The 13,758-nt window shown below is 32.2% G+C and carries 12 protein-coding genes; 6 read left to right on the forward strand and 6 right to left on the reverse strand.

Annotated features, from left to right (window positions below; all coding sequences use genetic code 11):
• Positions 1-45: 45 nt before the first annotated feature.
• Positions 46-3,498: a pyruvate carboxylase gene (locus tag MARIT_RS09400; RefSeq protein ID WP_100211373.1), complete on the reverse strand. Its 3,453-nt coding sequence runs from the start codon at positions 3,496-3,498 to the stop codon at positions 46-48.
• Between the two features lie 293 nt (positions 3,499-3,791).
• On the opposite strand from MARIT_RS09400, the gene MARIT_RS09405 reads away from it, so the two are divergent.
• Together MARIT_RS09405 and MARIT_RS09410 are read left to right on the forward strand one after the other, a co-directional pair.
• Positions 3,792-4,670 (forward strand): SMP-30/gluconolactonase/LRE family protein, encoded by an 879-nt coding sequence (locus MARIT_RS09405; RefSeq protein ID WP_100211374.1) that lies wholly within the window; start codon positions 3,792-3,794, stop codon positions 4,668-4,670.
• Between the two features lie 10 nt (positions 4,671-4,680).
• The gene (locus MARIT_RS09410; RefSeq protein WP_100211375.1) at positions 4,681-5,790 is read left to right on the forward strand and encodes a bestrophin family protein; all 1,110 of its coding nucleotides are present in this window, start codon (positions 4,681-4,683) and stop codon (positions 5,788-5,790) included.
• Positions 5,791-5,820: 30 nt separating this feature from the next.
• Here MARIT_RS09410 and MARIT_RS09415 read toward each other — a convergent pair whose 3' ends face one another.
• The 5 genes from MARIT_RS09415 to MARIT_RS09435 form a co-directional block, all read right to left on the reverse strand.
• A complete protein-coding gene (locus MARIT_RS09415) occupies positions 5,821-6,309 on the reverse strand; it encodes a hypothetical protein (RefSeq protein ID WP_024742333.1) in 489 nt (162 codons plus the stop codon).
• A 154-nt stretch (positions 6,310-6,463) separates the two neighbouring features.
• Positions 6,464-7,651: an enoyl-ACP reductase FabV gene (gene fabV / locus MARIT_RS09420; protein ID WP_100211376.1), complete on the reverse strand. Its 1,188-nt coding sequence runs from the start codon at positions 7,649-7,651 to the stop codon at positions 6,464-6,466.
• Complete coding sequence (locus MARIT_RS09425) at positions 7,629-8,039, reverse strand: hypothetical protein (protein WP_024742335.1); 411 nt, start codon at positions 8,037-8,039, stop codon at positions 7,629-7,631. The genes fabV and MARIT_RS09425 overlap by 23 nt, the downstream gene beginning before the upstream one ends.
• Positions 8,032-8,979 carry a phosphoribosylaminoimidazolesuccinocarboxamide synthase gene (locus MARIT_RS09430; RefSeq protein WP_024742336.1) on the reverse strand — a complete coding sequence of 316 codons (948 nt, stop codon included), beginning with the start codon at positions 8,977-8,979 and terminating at the stop codon, positions 8,032-8,034. The genes MARIT_RS09425 and MARIT_RS09430 overlap by 8 nt, the downstream gene beginning before the upstream one ends.
• Positions 8,980-9,083: 104 nt before the next feature.
• Complete coding sequence (locus MARIT_RS09435; protein ID WP_024742337.1) at positions 9,084-10,034, reverse strand: PhoH family protein; 951 nt, start codon at positions 10,032-10,034, stop codon at positions 9,084-9,086.
• Between the two features lie 170 nt (positions 10,035-10,204).
• Between MARIT_RS09435 and MARIT_RS09440 the strand changes: the two genes are divergently transcribed.
• From MARIT_RS09440 to gldG, 4 genes are read left to right on the forward strand one after another with little or no spacing between them, the layout of a single operon-like run.
• Positions 10,205-11,068: an SAM hydrolase/SAM-dependent halogenase family protein gene (locus tag MARIT_RS09440; RefSeq protein WP_024742338.1), complete on the forward strand. Its 864-nt coding sequence runs from the start codon at positions 10,205-10,207 to the stop codon at positions 11,066-11,068.
• Positions 11,069-11,073: 5 nt separating this feature from the next.
• The gene (locus tag MARIT_RS09445) at positions 11,074-11,370 is read left to right on the forward strand and encodes a putative quinol monooxygenase (protein WP_024742339.1); all 297 of its coding nucleotides are present in this window, start codon (positions 11,074-11,076) and stop codon (positions 11,368-11,370) included.
• A gap of 27 nt (positions 11,371-11,397) precedes the next feature.
• Positions 11,398-12,114 carry a gliding motility-associated ABC transporter permease subunit GldF gene (gldF, locus tag MARIT_RS09450; RefSeq protein WP_024742340.1) on the forward strand — a complete coding sequence of 239 codons (717 nt, stop codon included), beginning with the start codon at positions 11,398-11,400 and terminating at the stop codon, positions 12,112-12,114.
• Positions 12,107-13,747, forward strand: coding sequence for a gliding motility-associated ABC transporter substrate-binding protein GldG (gene gldG, locus MARIT_RS09455; protein WP_100211377.1), 1,641 nt, complete (start codon positions 12,107-12,109; stop codon positions 13,745-13,747). Before gldF ends, gldG begins: the two co-directional genes overlap by 8 nt.
• The last annotated feature ends 11 nt before the right edge of the window (positions 13,748-13,758 follow it).

Genomic DNA, 13,758 nt, shown 5'->3' on the forward strand with positions numbered 1-13,758 from the left:
ATAAAGTGCGAAAGTAGTACTTTTTTAACAGTTTATCAAATAGCTTTACTTCATAGTTAGCACTAAATCATTCGTATTTACTAATTTTCCTTTATCCAACTCTATCTTATCTATAATTCCGGATTTTACTGCTGTTACCGTTGTTTCCATTTTCATAGCTTCAATAATAAATAAAGGCTGGTTTTCTTTTACCTGGTCTCCTTTTTTGACTAATACATTAGAGAGTAATCCTTGTAACGGTGCTCCTATTTGATTTTTATCAGCGCTATCTACTTTTTTATTTTCCTTTTTATCAACCTTAATGGCAGTGTCTTTTATTAAAACATTTCGCATTTGACCGTTTATTTTAAAGAAAATACTTACGTTTCCATTTTCATCTGGAGCACTTTTTTGCATCAAAGAAATCAATACGCGCTTTCCTGGTTCTAAATCTACCAATATTTCTTCTCCTATTTCCATTCCAAAGAAGAAGTTTTTTGTTGGTACATTCATCACGTTGCCAAATTTCACATGGTTGTTATAAGCATCTACAAACACCTTCGGGTATAGCTTATACGATAAGAAATCTGTAATTTCTAGTGCTCTCCCCATTCCTTTTTTAAACATCTTTTTAAAATCGGCAAATTCTTTATCAAAATCAATTGGTTCTAAATGAGCGTTAGGTCTATCTGTGTAAGGTTTTTGGTCTTTTAATACAATTTTTTGTAATTTTTCAGGAAAACCTCCTACTGGCTGCCCTAAATCTCCTTTAAAGAAGCTGATTACTGATTGTGGAAACGAAATAGTATCTCCTCTTTCCATCACATCTTCTACTGTTAATTTATTACTAATCATGTATTGCGCCATATCGCCTACGACTTTAGAACTTGGAGTTACCTTAATAATATCTCCAAACATCTTATTTACTTTTCCATACATTTTAGTTACCTCCGGAAACTTATCTTCTAAGCCCAATGCTATTGCTTGGCCTTTTAAATTAGAATATTGCCCTCCTGGTATTTCATGATTGTAAACCTCTCCTGTTCCTGATTTCAAACCGCTTTCAAATGGGTAATAATAATTACGAACTGTTTCCCAATAATTAGAGTGCTCTGCTAAACTATCTGTATTTAATGGATTTTCACGTTTATCGAATTTCAACATTTCTACCAAAGAGTTAAAATTAGGTTGTGATGTTAATCCTGACAAACCTCCTAAAGCTACATCTACAACATCTACTCCTGCCTCAATTGCTTTTAAATACATGGCTGATTGTACAGATGATGTATCATGAGTATGTAAATGAATAGGAATATTAATTTCTGATTTTAATGCTGAAATTAACTCATAAGCAGCTTGTGGCTTTAGCAACCCGGCCATATCTTTTACTCCTAAAATATGTGCACCTGCATTTTCAATATCTTTAGCTAGTTGTAAATAATATTTTAAGGAATATTTTGTTTTTTCTGGATTTAAAATATCTCCCGTATAACATATTGAAGCTTCTGCCAATCCTTGTGTTTTATTACGAACATGCTCAATACAAGGTGCTATAGACTTCATCCAATTTAAAGAATCAAAAATTCTAAAAACGTCCACTCCAGTTTCCCAAGATTTTTCTACAAATTTTTCTAGCAAATTATCGGGGTAAGCTGTATATCCGACTCCGTTAGATCCTCTTATGAGCATTTGCAATAATACGTTAGGCATTGCTTTTCGTAATAATGCCAGTCGTTCCCATGGATTTTCTTGTAAAAATCGTAAGCATACATCAAAAGTAGCTCCTCCCCAAACTTCCATACTAAAAATCTCAGGATTACTTTTTACATAACCTTCTGCTACTTTTAACATATCCGTTGTTCGCATTCTAGTTGCTAATAAGCTTTGGTGTGCATCTCGCATTGTGGTATCTGTAAAATGAATCTTTTTTTCATTTTTTAGCCACATTGCAAATTTTTCTGGCCCTAGCTCTGTCAATAAATCTTTTGTTCCTTTTGGGTAGGCGTCCATTTTAGGACATTCAGGAACAATTGGTTTTATAAAAGTATGGTTTGCGTTTATTTTCTTTACATCTGGATTTCCGTTTACAATGGTTTCTCCTAAAAAGTTAAGTAATTTATTGGCTCTGTTTCTAGGTTCTTTAAATTCAAAGAGTTTTGGTTCGTTCTTAATAAAGTTAACGGTTACTTCTCCATCTTTAAAAGTTGGATGCCTTAATATATTTTGAAGAAATGCAATATTAGTACTTACTCCTCTTACTCTAAATTCTGCCAAAGCACGCAACATTTTTCTACATGCCCCGTCCAATGTTCTACTTCTTGCAGAAACCTTTACCAACATTGAATCAAAAAACGGTGATATTTTTACTCCTTGGTATATACTTCCTGCATCTAATCGTATTCCAAAACCAGAAGCACTACGATACGTAGTTACGGTTCCATAATCTGGTTTAAAATCATTTGCTGGATCTTCTGTAGTTACTCTACATTGTAAGGCATATCCTGAAATTTGAACGGTTTCTTGGCTTCCTATTTTTATTTGTTTATCTGATAACTTATATCCTCCAGCAATAAACAATTGGGTTTTTACCAAATCAATATTGGTAACCATTTCTGTAACAGTATGTTCTACTTGAATACGCGGATTCACTTCAATAAAATAAATACTGTCATCTTCATCTACTAAAAACTCAACAGTACCTATATTATTGTAATCCACCGCTTTACATATATCAACTGCATATTTATATAGGTTATTTTTGATTTCTTCTGATACTCCTAGTGATGGTGCAAATTCAATTACTTTTTGATAACGGCGTTGTACGGAACAATCTCTTTCATATAAGTGTACTATATTTCCATGCGTATCTGCTACAATTTGGATTTCTATATGTTTCGGGTTTTCTACAAATTTTTCTAGGAAAACGGTATCGTCTCCAAAAGCATTCAATGCTTCTCTTCTTGCTTCTGGAAATGATTTTTTTAGATCTTCTTCTGTTCTAATCACACGCATTCCTCTTCCTCCTCCTCCAGAAGCGGCTTTGAGCATTACAGGAAATCCGATTTTATGAGCTTCTTTAATAGCAATTTCTACTGTAGTGATATCAACACTACTACTTTGTATAATAGGTACTTGATTTGCTACGGCTACTTCTTTTGCCATTATTTTGTCTCCTAATGCTTTTAAAACGCTTACTTTAGGACCTACAAAGACAATTCCGTTATCTTCACATTTTTGAGCAAATTCTGCATTTTCAGATAAAAATCCATACCCTGGATGGATGGCATCTACTTTGTTTTCTTTTGCTACTTTTATGATTGCATCAATATCCAAATACGGTTTTAAAGGCTCATCATCATTTCCTATTTGATAACACTCATCTGCTTTATACCTGTGTAAGGAGTATCTATCTTCATAAGTATATATACCTACTGTTTTAATGCCTATTTCTACGCAAGCTCTAAATATACGTATTGCTATTTCACCCCGATTTGCAACCAGCACCTTTTGTATTTTCATTTAATTTGTTTTTAAATAGTTTTGTTTGTTAAATAATTGTGTTGAAAACGAAGCTAAATTAAATTTTAAATATTGATTTTCAAGTAAAAAAAACATTTTTTTATCCTCTTTAATTTTTTTATTTGCCCCTGTTGTTCTTGTCTTTTTATTTTGATGGTATAAGATATAAAAAACAGTAATTTTATACTCTTATTTTTTTTCTTTTTAAGAAAACTTTAAGCTAAATATCGGATTTTCTTGCTATTAAGGTTTTTATATTTTTATAGTTTTGTTTCTTCTTAAAATTTTATAGTATGAAACTAAAATCTATTGCATTATTAACTGCTATCTTTTTTATTTCTTGTGAAAAGAATGGCAAAAAGAAAAAAGAAACTTTTCCTATAAAAGAGCAACAAACTTGGCAATTAGCAGCCAAGGTTAAAGGTTTGTCTCAACCTGAAGGAATTACCTTTGACCCTGCTCGCAATGTATTATTTATTTCAAATCAAAATGATAAGGAAGCTGGCTTTATAAGTAAAATGAGTCCTGATGGTAAATTAATTGCTAAAGAGTGGGTAAACGGTTTAGCAAACCCTAAAGGAATTGAAATTGTAGGCAATAAACTTTATGTGAGCGATGATGGCGTTTTGATTGAAATAGCTATTGATGAAGCTAAAATCGTTAATCAATATAAAGCTAAAGATGCTAAATTATTAAATGACGTAACTTCTGATGTTAATGGTACTATTTATGTTTCTGATATGCTTGCTTCTGCTATTTATAAATTGGATACTCTTGGAAATTTTACCAAATGGTTAGAAGATCCTAAATTGGAGTTTCCTAATGGGTTACTTGTTAAAGATAAAGATTTATATGTTGCTGCTTGGGGTGAAATTCCTAATGAAAAACCTATGGAAGCGCAGCAAGGTAATGTGTTAAAAGTTTCTTTATCTGATAAAAGTATTACCAAAGTTAGTACTAAAAAAGTAGGCAATTTAGATGGCATACAATCTTATGAAAATGGTTTTTTACTGTCTGATTGGATGAATGGAGCTATTTATCATTTTACAAACCATACACCTCATTTATTATTTACCTCTTCAAAAGGAAGCGGTGATATTGCTTATGCTAACGAAAAAATATACATTCCAATGGCTTTAGAAGGAGAAGCTTTAATTTATCATAAAAAATAATGGTTTTTTAATGTACACAAGACGAAATTATACGGTAAAAAGTATGCTTCTTTGGACGCGAAGAAGCATTTATATTTTTATTATTCTATCTACTATTCCTGTTTTACTATATACGGTATTACGTTGGTACTGGTTACACTTGCCTTGGTTGCCTATTGGTTTAGTAGGTACTGCTGTAGCTTTTATTACAGGGTTTAAAAACAATACTTCTTATAGCCGCCTATGGGAGGCTCGTAAAATTTGGGGCGGTATTGTAAATACTTCTCGTTCTTTTACTATTATGGTCAATGATTTTATTGATGTAAAAGAAGGAAATGCTTCTATTACGAAAAAAGAGCTTGCTGACATAAAAAAAAGATTAATCATGAGGCATATTGGTTGGATGACTTCTTTACGTTATGCTTTACGCTCTCAAAAGCCGTGGGAGCTTAGTTATGTAAATAAGGCAGATAGAGAATATATTGACAGCAGAATTAAGGTTTCGGAGCATACTATTCCTTTAGAAGAGGCATTGGCTCCTTATCTTTCTGATGCAGAAAAAAAATACGTTTTAAATAAAAAAAATAGACAAACTGCTTGTATCAACCTACAATCAAAAGACTTAAAGACACTAAAAGACAATGGTTTTATCTGGAAATTTTCGTATTTAGAAATGGAAAGAACCTTAGTACAACTTTACGATTTACAGGGAAAGGCTGAACGAATTAAGAACTTTCCTTATCCGAGGCAGTTTGCTACTTTAAATAGGTTTTTTGTTTGGATTTTTATTTTCTTTTTACCTTATGGTATGATGTGTGAATTTGACAAAATTGGAAAAAATGTTGTTGCTTTTATGGAACAATTCAAGCCTTACCCTGATGTGGGCTACCATCATCTTATAGAGCTAATTGGCATTCATTTTGTTTGGTTTACAATTCCTTTTAGTGTAATTATTGCTTGGATTTTTCATACTATGGAACGTATTGGGGAAACTAGTGAAAATCCTTTTGAAGGAAATACTAATGATGTTCCTATTACGACAATGGCACGTGATATTGAAATTGATATTCGTCAAATGATTGGCGATGATGAAAACGAGATTCCTGCGCCAATTCCTGAACAGGATCATATACAAATGTAAATGGTAGTAGGTGATGTTATAAAGGGACTCTTACGATAGAATCCCTTTTTTTACTTCATCTACTTCTATTTGGTAATCATACTGTAAATCTTCATGCAATGTTTTTATTGATTTTTCTATCAACTTTATTTGTGTTATAAGTACTTTTTGCATTCTTGGACTTTTATGTATAGAGGGAGTAACTTTTTTTAATTTTGTGCAGAAATATAACAACAATACTACTTCTGTTTCTTTTTTCTTTGAATAACGGATATATTTCTTTGTATTCGTTAAAATTTTACGAATACTTTTTCGGATATAAAAATAGCTCTTTGTGTTAATTTCACTAAATAACACATCCAATTCTTCTTTAACTTCTAGGATATATGCTTCTTCTTGGTAAGATGCAAATAGCACATAAGTAAGTAGCTCTTTATTTTCTTTCTTAAATCGAGCCAGCTTCAAGCATACATCTATCAGTTCTTTCGTATTTTTATGCGCTAATTCTTCTTTTAAAACTTTTATTGAAACTGCTTTCATATTTCTTTTGAGGTGCATATCAATTACCCATTGAGTTTGTTGACATCATTTCAAACTACAATTGGTATAAAGCGGTAATATACCTAAAAAACCTCATAGGTTTATGTCCTATAAGGTTTTAATATACTCATTATATAGATACGCTAATTGTAACTTATTGAATACTCGGTACTGCTACCATTTCATTTACTTCAGCATTATAATCTACACCTGCTACTTCAAATCCGAATAAATTAAAGAAATCATCACTATACCCTTTTAAATCTGCTATTTCTGGCAAATTTTCAGTAGTTGCCTGTTTCCATAATTCTGCTATTTCTTGTTGAACGTCTTCACGCATTTCCCAATCGTCAATACGGATTCTTCCTTTGTCATCTAACGTAAGTGCTCCTCCATATAATCTTTCGCTATATAATCGTTGAATTTGTTCTATACATCCTTCATGAATTCCTTTTTCTTTCATTACCTTAAATAATAATGATATATATAATGGAATTACAGGTATTGCAGAACTTGCCTGTGTAACTAATGCTTTATTTACTGAAACATATGCCTTTCCTCCTATTTCTTTTAAAGTGTTTGTAATTGTAAATGCAGTAGCTTCTAAATCATCTTTTGCCGCTCCAATGGTTCCTTTTCTATATACTGCTTCTGTTAATGAAGGCCCTATATAAGAGTAAGCAACTGTAGTTACTCCTTCTGCCAATACATTTGCTGCCTTTAATGCATCCATCCACATTTTCCAATCTTCTCCTCCCATTACTGTTACTGTATTTTCTACATCTTCTCCTTCTGCAGGTTTTATGGTAACCTCTGCTACTTTTCCTGTATGAAAATCTACGGTTTTATTAGAAAATATTTCTCCTATTGGTTTTAATACCGATTTAAAACGTTTTCCGCTTACAGGATGAGTTCGCACTGGTGACGCTAAGCTATAAATTACTAAATCTATATGTCCTAAATCTTCTTTTATCAAATCAATCACCTGCTCTTTTACCTCATTTGAAAAAGCATCTCCATTAATACTTTTTGCATATAATCCTGCGGCATGGGCTTCTTTTTCAAATGCTGCTGTATTGTAAAAACCAGGAGATGCTGGCCTTCCTTCACTTGCTGGTTTGTCAAAAAATACGCCAATAGTTGCTGCGTCTGAACCAAATGCACTGGTTATTCTTGACGCCAAACCGAATCCTGTTGACGAGCCTATAACCAATACTTTTTTGGCTCCTTTTATTTCTCCTTTTGACTGGATATAGGCTATTTGTTTTTTTACATTTTGCGCGCAGCCCGTTGGATGGGCAGTTAAGCAAATAAAACCTCTAGTTTTTGGTGCTATTATCATGGTTTGTTTGTTTTATTTTTTTTATAGCAAGTTGATTTTCTCGTATTTTTTTTTCAATCATTGCTAAGATTCTTTTGTTTATTTCCGTATCATGTTTCTCGTAAAACAAGAATTCACTTACCGTAAAATGCCCTACAATGCCCCCTATTAATTGATTTCTTGAAGGGATATTCTTTTTTAAAATACCTGCTATTACTTTTTCATATTCTTTTTCTTTTATGTTAGAAAGAGCTACTTTTTGTTTGCTACAAAAAAAAGCGGCCATTTGTAGGATGAATGAATGTTGTAATTTTAAAATTGGACGTAGGGTCCTATTTTGAAAATCTTCAATAGGAATTGTTGATGACAAATTTAAAGCAGGTCTAATACTTAACTTTTTATTATCCATTTAAAAAATTAACCACATTTTTTTCTATACGATGTAATACTTCTTCTGTATTTGCTTTCACAAATTTTTCTCCTGTTATTTGCTCGTATAATTCAATATATCTGTTAGATATTTCATTAATTTTTTCATCTGACATTTCAGGAATCTGCTGGCCTTCCTTTCCTTGAAAGCCATTTTCAATTAACCATTGACGTACAAATTCTTTTGACAATTGTTTTTGTTTTTCTTTTTTTTCTTGGCGTTCTTCATAGCCTTCTTTATAAAAATAACGCGATGAGTCAGGAGTATGAATTTCATCTATCAATACAATTTTTCCTTCTTTGGTTTTTCCGAACTCATATTTGGTATCTACCAATATTAAGCCACGAGCAGCTGCTATTCTAGTACCTCTTTCAAATAATTTATATGTGTATTCTTCTAATATTTGATACTCTTTTTCTGATACAATTCCTTTGGTTAAAATTTCTTCTCGTGAAATGTCTTCATCATGCGCTCCATGATCGGCTTTTGTTGAAGGGGTTATTATAGGCTTTGGAAATTTGTCATTTTCTTGCATTCCTGCGGGCATTTCAACTCCGCAAAGTACTCTTTTTCCTGCTTTATATACACGCGCTGCATGGCCTGACAAATAGCCTCTAATTACCATTTCAACCTTAAAGGGTTCGCATAAATGCCCTATGGCTACGTTTTCATCAGGATTTGCTATTAACCAATTCGGAACAATATCTACAGTATCGTTCATCATTTTGGTTGCAATTTGATTTAGTATTTGTCCTTTAAATGGTATTTGACGTGGTAAAATAACATCAAATGCTGACAGCCTATCAGAAGCTATCATAACCAATACTTCATCATTAATATTATATACTTCTCTTACTTTTCCTTTATAAACAGATTTTTGCTTTGGAAACTTGAAATGAGTTTCATTAATTGTGTTCATATTATTGTTGTGTTGTTGTTGGCTGCAAAAGTACGCTAAAAACTATTTTTACCAATAAAAAACGACAGTCGATTTGCCTCTTATTATAGCGCTTCTTTTTTGCTTTATGTTGTTTCTATACTTTTATAAGCAGTAATAATCTTTTTTATCAAACGATGGCGTACTACATCTTTATCGTCTAAATATATTTGCCCTATTCCTTTAATATCTTTTAATGCTAATAGAGCTTGCTTTAATCCTGAAATTTGTCTTCTTGGTAAATCTATTTGCCCTGGATCACCAGTAATAATAAACTTTGCATGCATTCCCATTCTTGTTAAAAACATTTTCATTTGCGCATGGGTTGTATTTTGTGCCTCGTCTAATATTACAAAAGCATTGTCTAAAGTTCTACCGCGCATGAATGCCAAAGGAGCTATTTGGATGATTCCTTTTTCTAAATAGGATTCTAATCGTTCATGCGGTATCATATCTCTCAATGCATCGTATAAAGGTTGCATATATGGATCTAGTTTTTCTTTTAAGTCTCCTGGTAAAAATCCTAAATTTTCACCTGACTCTACCGCTGGGCGAGTTAAAATAATTCTACGAACTTCTTTTTCTTTTAAGGCTCTTACTGCCAAAGCTACTGCGGTATAAGTTTTTCCTGTTCCGGCGGGTCCTACTGCAAACAACAGATCGTTTTTTTTCATGGATTCAACCATTTTTTGTTGGTTGATTGTTTTTGCTTTAATAGGTTTACCACTTACGCCATGCACTAAAACATCTGTGTCTTTTCCGGAAGTTGCTTTTTCTTCTTTTCCTGTAGAAGTTAGCAAACGTTCAATGCTATTTTCGTCTAGCTTATTGTATTTTATAAAATACTTTACAAGCATTGCTAAACGTTTTTCAAATTCATCTAAAATTTCGGGTTCTCCGTATATTTTAAGGGTATTTCCTCTTGCTACAATTTTTATTTTCGGATAGTAGGTTTTTAATTGTGTAATGGTACTGTTTTGTGCACCAAAAAAATCGTTAGGATTTATTTCCGTTAGCTCAATAATGCGTTCGTTCAAATGATTTATTTTTAAAGTTATCTTATTTTAGTGTTATAATCTATGATTCACAGTTATATAAAACAGTCCTTTGATTACAGAAGAAATTTAGTAATAATTTTGAATAATTGCGTAGCTTTGCCAAAATTTTTTAGCATTTTTTTTACAACTAATTAATAGAAAGCTTTTTAATGTCTCTGATTACATTAACAACAGATTTTGGAACCAAAGACCACTTTGTGGGTGCCGTAAAAGGAGCTATCTATACAGAGCTTCCTGATGCTAGAATTGTAGATATTACTCATGAAATATCTCCTTTTAATATTACTGAAACTGCATATATTTTAAAAAACTCTTATAAAAGCTTTCCTAAAGGCACTATTCATATTGTTGGGGTAGATTCTGAGTTAAGTGTAGAAAATAAACATATTGCTATTGCCTTGGATGATCATTTTTTTGTTTGCCCTGATAATGGCTTGATTTCTATGATTGCCTCTGAAATAAATCCTACTAAAATTGTTGAAATTAATATTCATGATCGTGTTGAAAGTAGTTTCCCTGTTTTAGATGTTTTTGTACAGGTAGCTTGTTTTATTGCTCGTGGCGGAAGCTTGGATGTTATTGGAAAGGAAATTCAATCGTATAAGAAAATTATTGAAATTCAACCTAAGGTAAATCAAGCAAAAACAACCATTATTGGTGGGGTTATTTATATTGATAATTATGGAAATGTTATTAGTAATATCCATAAGAAAATGTTTCATGAAATCGGTAGAGGGCGTCATTTTAAAATTACTGCCAGAAGGTATTCTTTTACAAGAATATATAGTAAGTATAATGATATTGTTGACTATACGCTGGATGTAGAAAGGCGTCAGAATGATGGTGATAAACTGGCTATTTTTAATGCTGCTGGTTTTTTGGAGATTGCCATATATAGAAGTAACTTAAAAACTGTTGGTGGGGCTTCTTCATTACTTGGTTTGGGGTATAGAGATTCTATTACTATTGAGTTTATAACTCCTGTTACCCCTGAATTTACAGTCTTAAAATAAAAAATATGTTTGTTCGCATTGTTAAAATGAGTTTTCATCCTGAAAAAATTGAAGCGTTTCTCTTTAATTTTAATGAAAAGAAAGAATTTATACGAAAATCGGCTGGTTGTCGTTTATTAGAGTTGTATAGAGATAAAACAAATCCTAGTATTTTTTTTACGTATAGTTACTGGGATACGGAACAGGATTTAGAAAATTATCGGAATTCTGATTTGTTTAAGGGCGTTTGGGCTAAAACAAAAGTTTTATTTAATGACAAACCGCAGGCTTGGAGCCTTGATAAACTAACTTCTTTACCGTAATATTAATTAATTTTGAAATTATAACTAATGTTTCCTATATTAAGAAAAGAATTTAATTCGTTTTTTGCTTCTCCTATTGCTTATTTGGTTATTGGGGCTTTTTTAATGGCTAATGGTTTATTTTTATGGGTTTTTAAAGGCGATTTTAATATTTTAAATGCTGGGTTTGCTGATTTGAATAGCTTTTTTTATTTGGCTCCTTGGGTGTTTTTATTTTTGATTCCTGCTATTACAATGAAAAGTTTTGCGGATGAGTTTGGTAGTGGTACTATTGAAGGCTTAAGGACTAAACCTTTAACTGATTGGCAAATTGTGCTTGGTAAATTTTTAGCGTCGCTTTTGTTAATTGTGCTTGCTTTGCTACCTACTTTAACTTATGTTTATACGGTGTATGCTTTAGCAAATCCTACTGGAAAAATTGACCTAGGGGGCACTATAGCTTCTTATATTGGCTTGTTATTTTTAGCGGCTACTTATACGGCTATTGGTTTGTTTACTTCTACATTTTCTAAAAGTCAAATAGTTGCTTTTATTGCTAGTGCTTGTATTACTTTTTTCTTTTTTTATGGATTTGATGCTATGGCGGGTTTATTTGACAATAGTTATGCCATACAGCAATTAGGTATTTATGAGCATTTTAAGAGTGTGAGTCGTGGGGTTATTGATTCTCGTGATCTTGTTTATTTTATCAGTATTACTTTTTTCTTTTTATTTATTACCAAAATACAATTAACTAATGAATAAAAAACTATCACCTATTGCTTTCTTGCTTTTTGGAATATTCATTGTAACTATTATTAGTCGTAAAATATATACGCGTATTGATCTTACGCAAGATAAGCGTTATACTTTATCTAGCACTACTAAAAATAGTATTGCTGCTATTGATAAGCAACTGATTATTAACGTGTATTTAGAGGGAGATTTTCCTGCTGAATTCCAACGTTTACAAATAGAAACTCGTCAGTTTTTGGAAGAATTAAGAGCTCTTAACCCTGCTATTTATTTTAGGTTTATTAATCCTGATAGCCATCGAAAAGCCTTGGTTAAAAAAGGAATGATGCCTAGCCAATTAACGGTAGAGGAAAACGGAAAACTGTCTAATGCCATTATTTTTCCGTGGGCTGAAATAACATATGGGCATCAAACAGAAACGGTTTCTTTATTACCCAATTCAGTTGCTAAAACTCAAGAGGCTCAATTGCAAAATGCAATTGAAGGTTTGGAATATTCTTTTACAAGTGCGATCCATACTGTTGTGAAAAATACTAAAAAAACAATTGCTGTATTAAGTGGTAATGGCGAGCTAGAAGATCTTAATTTGTATAGCTTTTTGAGTGAGGTGGGTAAAAAGTACCGCTTGGCGAAGTTTACTTTGGATAGTGTAGCTGTTGCGCCTGAAAAAACGCTGAATCAGCTTACTAAATATGACATGGCTATTATTGCTAAGCCTACTCAAAAGTTTACTTCTGAAGAAAAATTTACCTTAGATCAGTTTATTGTACATGGCGGAAAAACACTATGGATGCTTGATAATGTGCAGGCAGATCAAGATAGTTTATTGGTGGACGGAAAAATGTTGGCATATCCTAGAGATTTAAATTTGACGGATCTTCTTTTTAATTATGGGGTTCGGGTAAATGGTACTTTGATTAAAGATTTGTATGCTGCTAAGATTCCATTAGCAACGGGTACTATGGGAAATCGGCCTCAATTTCAGCATTTAAATTGGTTTTTTCATCCTCTGGTACATGGAAATCCTAATCATGTTATTACTAAAAATACGGCGCCTATACGCTTGCAGTTTGCAAACCCGATAGATACTTTACAAAATGGTGTTAAAAAAACGCCTTTATTATTGAGTTCTATGTTCACTCAAACTGTGGGGACTCCTAAAATTATTGAGTTGGCTAGTATTGCTAAAACACCGCAACAAAATGCTTATAAGGGCGGGCATCAATTATTTGCTGTGCTTTTGGAAGGGGCTTTTACTTCTGCTTATAAAAGTAGGGTGCATCCTTTTACAACGCCTTTATTTATGGCTAAAGGTATGCCTAATAAAATGATTGTTATTGCTGATGGTGATGTTGGTAAAAATCAAATTTTAAAAGGAAAACCTACCGATTTGTCTATAGATAAATGGACGGGGGAACAGTTTGGTAATAAGGATTTTTTGTTAAATGCTGTTGATTATCTTTTGGATGATAATGGTATTATTGACTTGCGTAATAAAGCTATTCAAATTAATCACTTAAATAAACAACGTGCTTATAATGAGCGTACTTTTTGGCAATTTTTTAATATCGGATTGCCCCTTTTAGTTTTGTTTGTTTTTGGTTTTGGTTTTAATTATTGGAGAAAGAAAAAATATTCGTAAGTTTTTAATGC

The organism is Tenacibaculum maritimum NCIMB 2154 (genome assembly GCF_900119795.1).
Classification (GTDB): Bacteria; Bacteroidota; Bacteroidia; order Flavobacteriales; family Flavobacteriaceae; genus Polaribacter; species Polaribacter maritimus.

What these genes read in the sequence shown, in the direction of transcription:
- gldF (WP_024742340.1), top strand. Translation starts at nt 11,398, where the DNA reads ATGTTTCCTATATTAAGAAAAGAATTTAATTCGTTTTTTGCTTCTCCT.
- MARIT_RS09415 (WP_024742333.1), bottom strand. Translation starts at nt 6,309, where the DNA reads ATGAAAGCAGTTTCAATAAAAGTTTTAAAAGAAGAATTAGCGCATAAA.
- fabV (WP_100211376.1), bottom strand. Translation starts at nt 7,651, where the DNA reads ATGATAATAGCACCAAAAACTAGAGGTTTTATTTGCTTAACTGCCCAT.
- MARIT_RS09410 (WP_100211375.1), top strand. Translation starts at nt 4,681, where the DNA reads ATGTACACAAGACGAAATTATACGGTAAAAAGTATGCTTCTTTGGACG.
- MARIT_RS09400 (WP_100211373.1), bottom strand. Translation starts at nt 3,498, where the DNA reads ATGAAAATACAAAAGGTGCTGGTTGCAAATCGGGGTGAAATAGCAATA.
- MARIT_RS09440 (WP_024742338.1), top strand. Translation starts at nt 10,205, where the DNA reads ATGTCTCTGATTACATTAACAACAGATTTTGGAACCAAAGACCACTTT.
- gldG (WP_100211377.1), top strand. Translation starts at nt 12,107, where the DNA reads ATGAATAAAAAACTATCACCTATTGCTTTCTTGCTTTTTGGAATATTC.
- MARIT_RS09405 (WP_100211374.1), top strand. Translation starts at nt 3,792, where the DNA reads ATGAAACTAAAATCTATTGCATTATTAACTGCTATCTTTTTTATTTCT.
- MARIT_RS09445 (WP_024742339.1), top strand. Translation starts at nt 11,074, where the DNA reads ATGTTTGTTCGCATTGTTAAAATGAGTTTTCATCCTGAAAAAATTGAA.
- MARIT_RS09425 (WP_024742335.1), bottom strand. Translation starts at nt 8,039, where the DNA reads ATGGATAATAAAAAGTTAAGTATTAGACCTGCTTTAAATTTGTCATCA.
- MARIT_RS09430 (WP_024742336.1), bottom strand. Translation starts at nt 8,979, where the DNA reads ATGAACACAATTAATGAAACTCATTTCAAGTTTCCAAAGCAAAAATCT.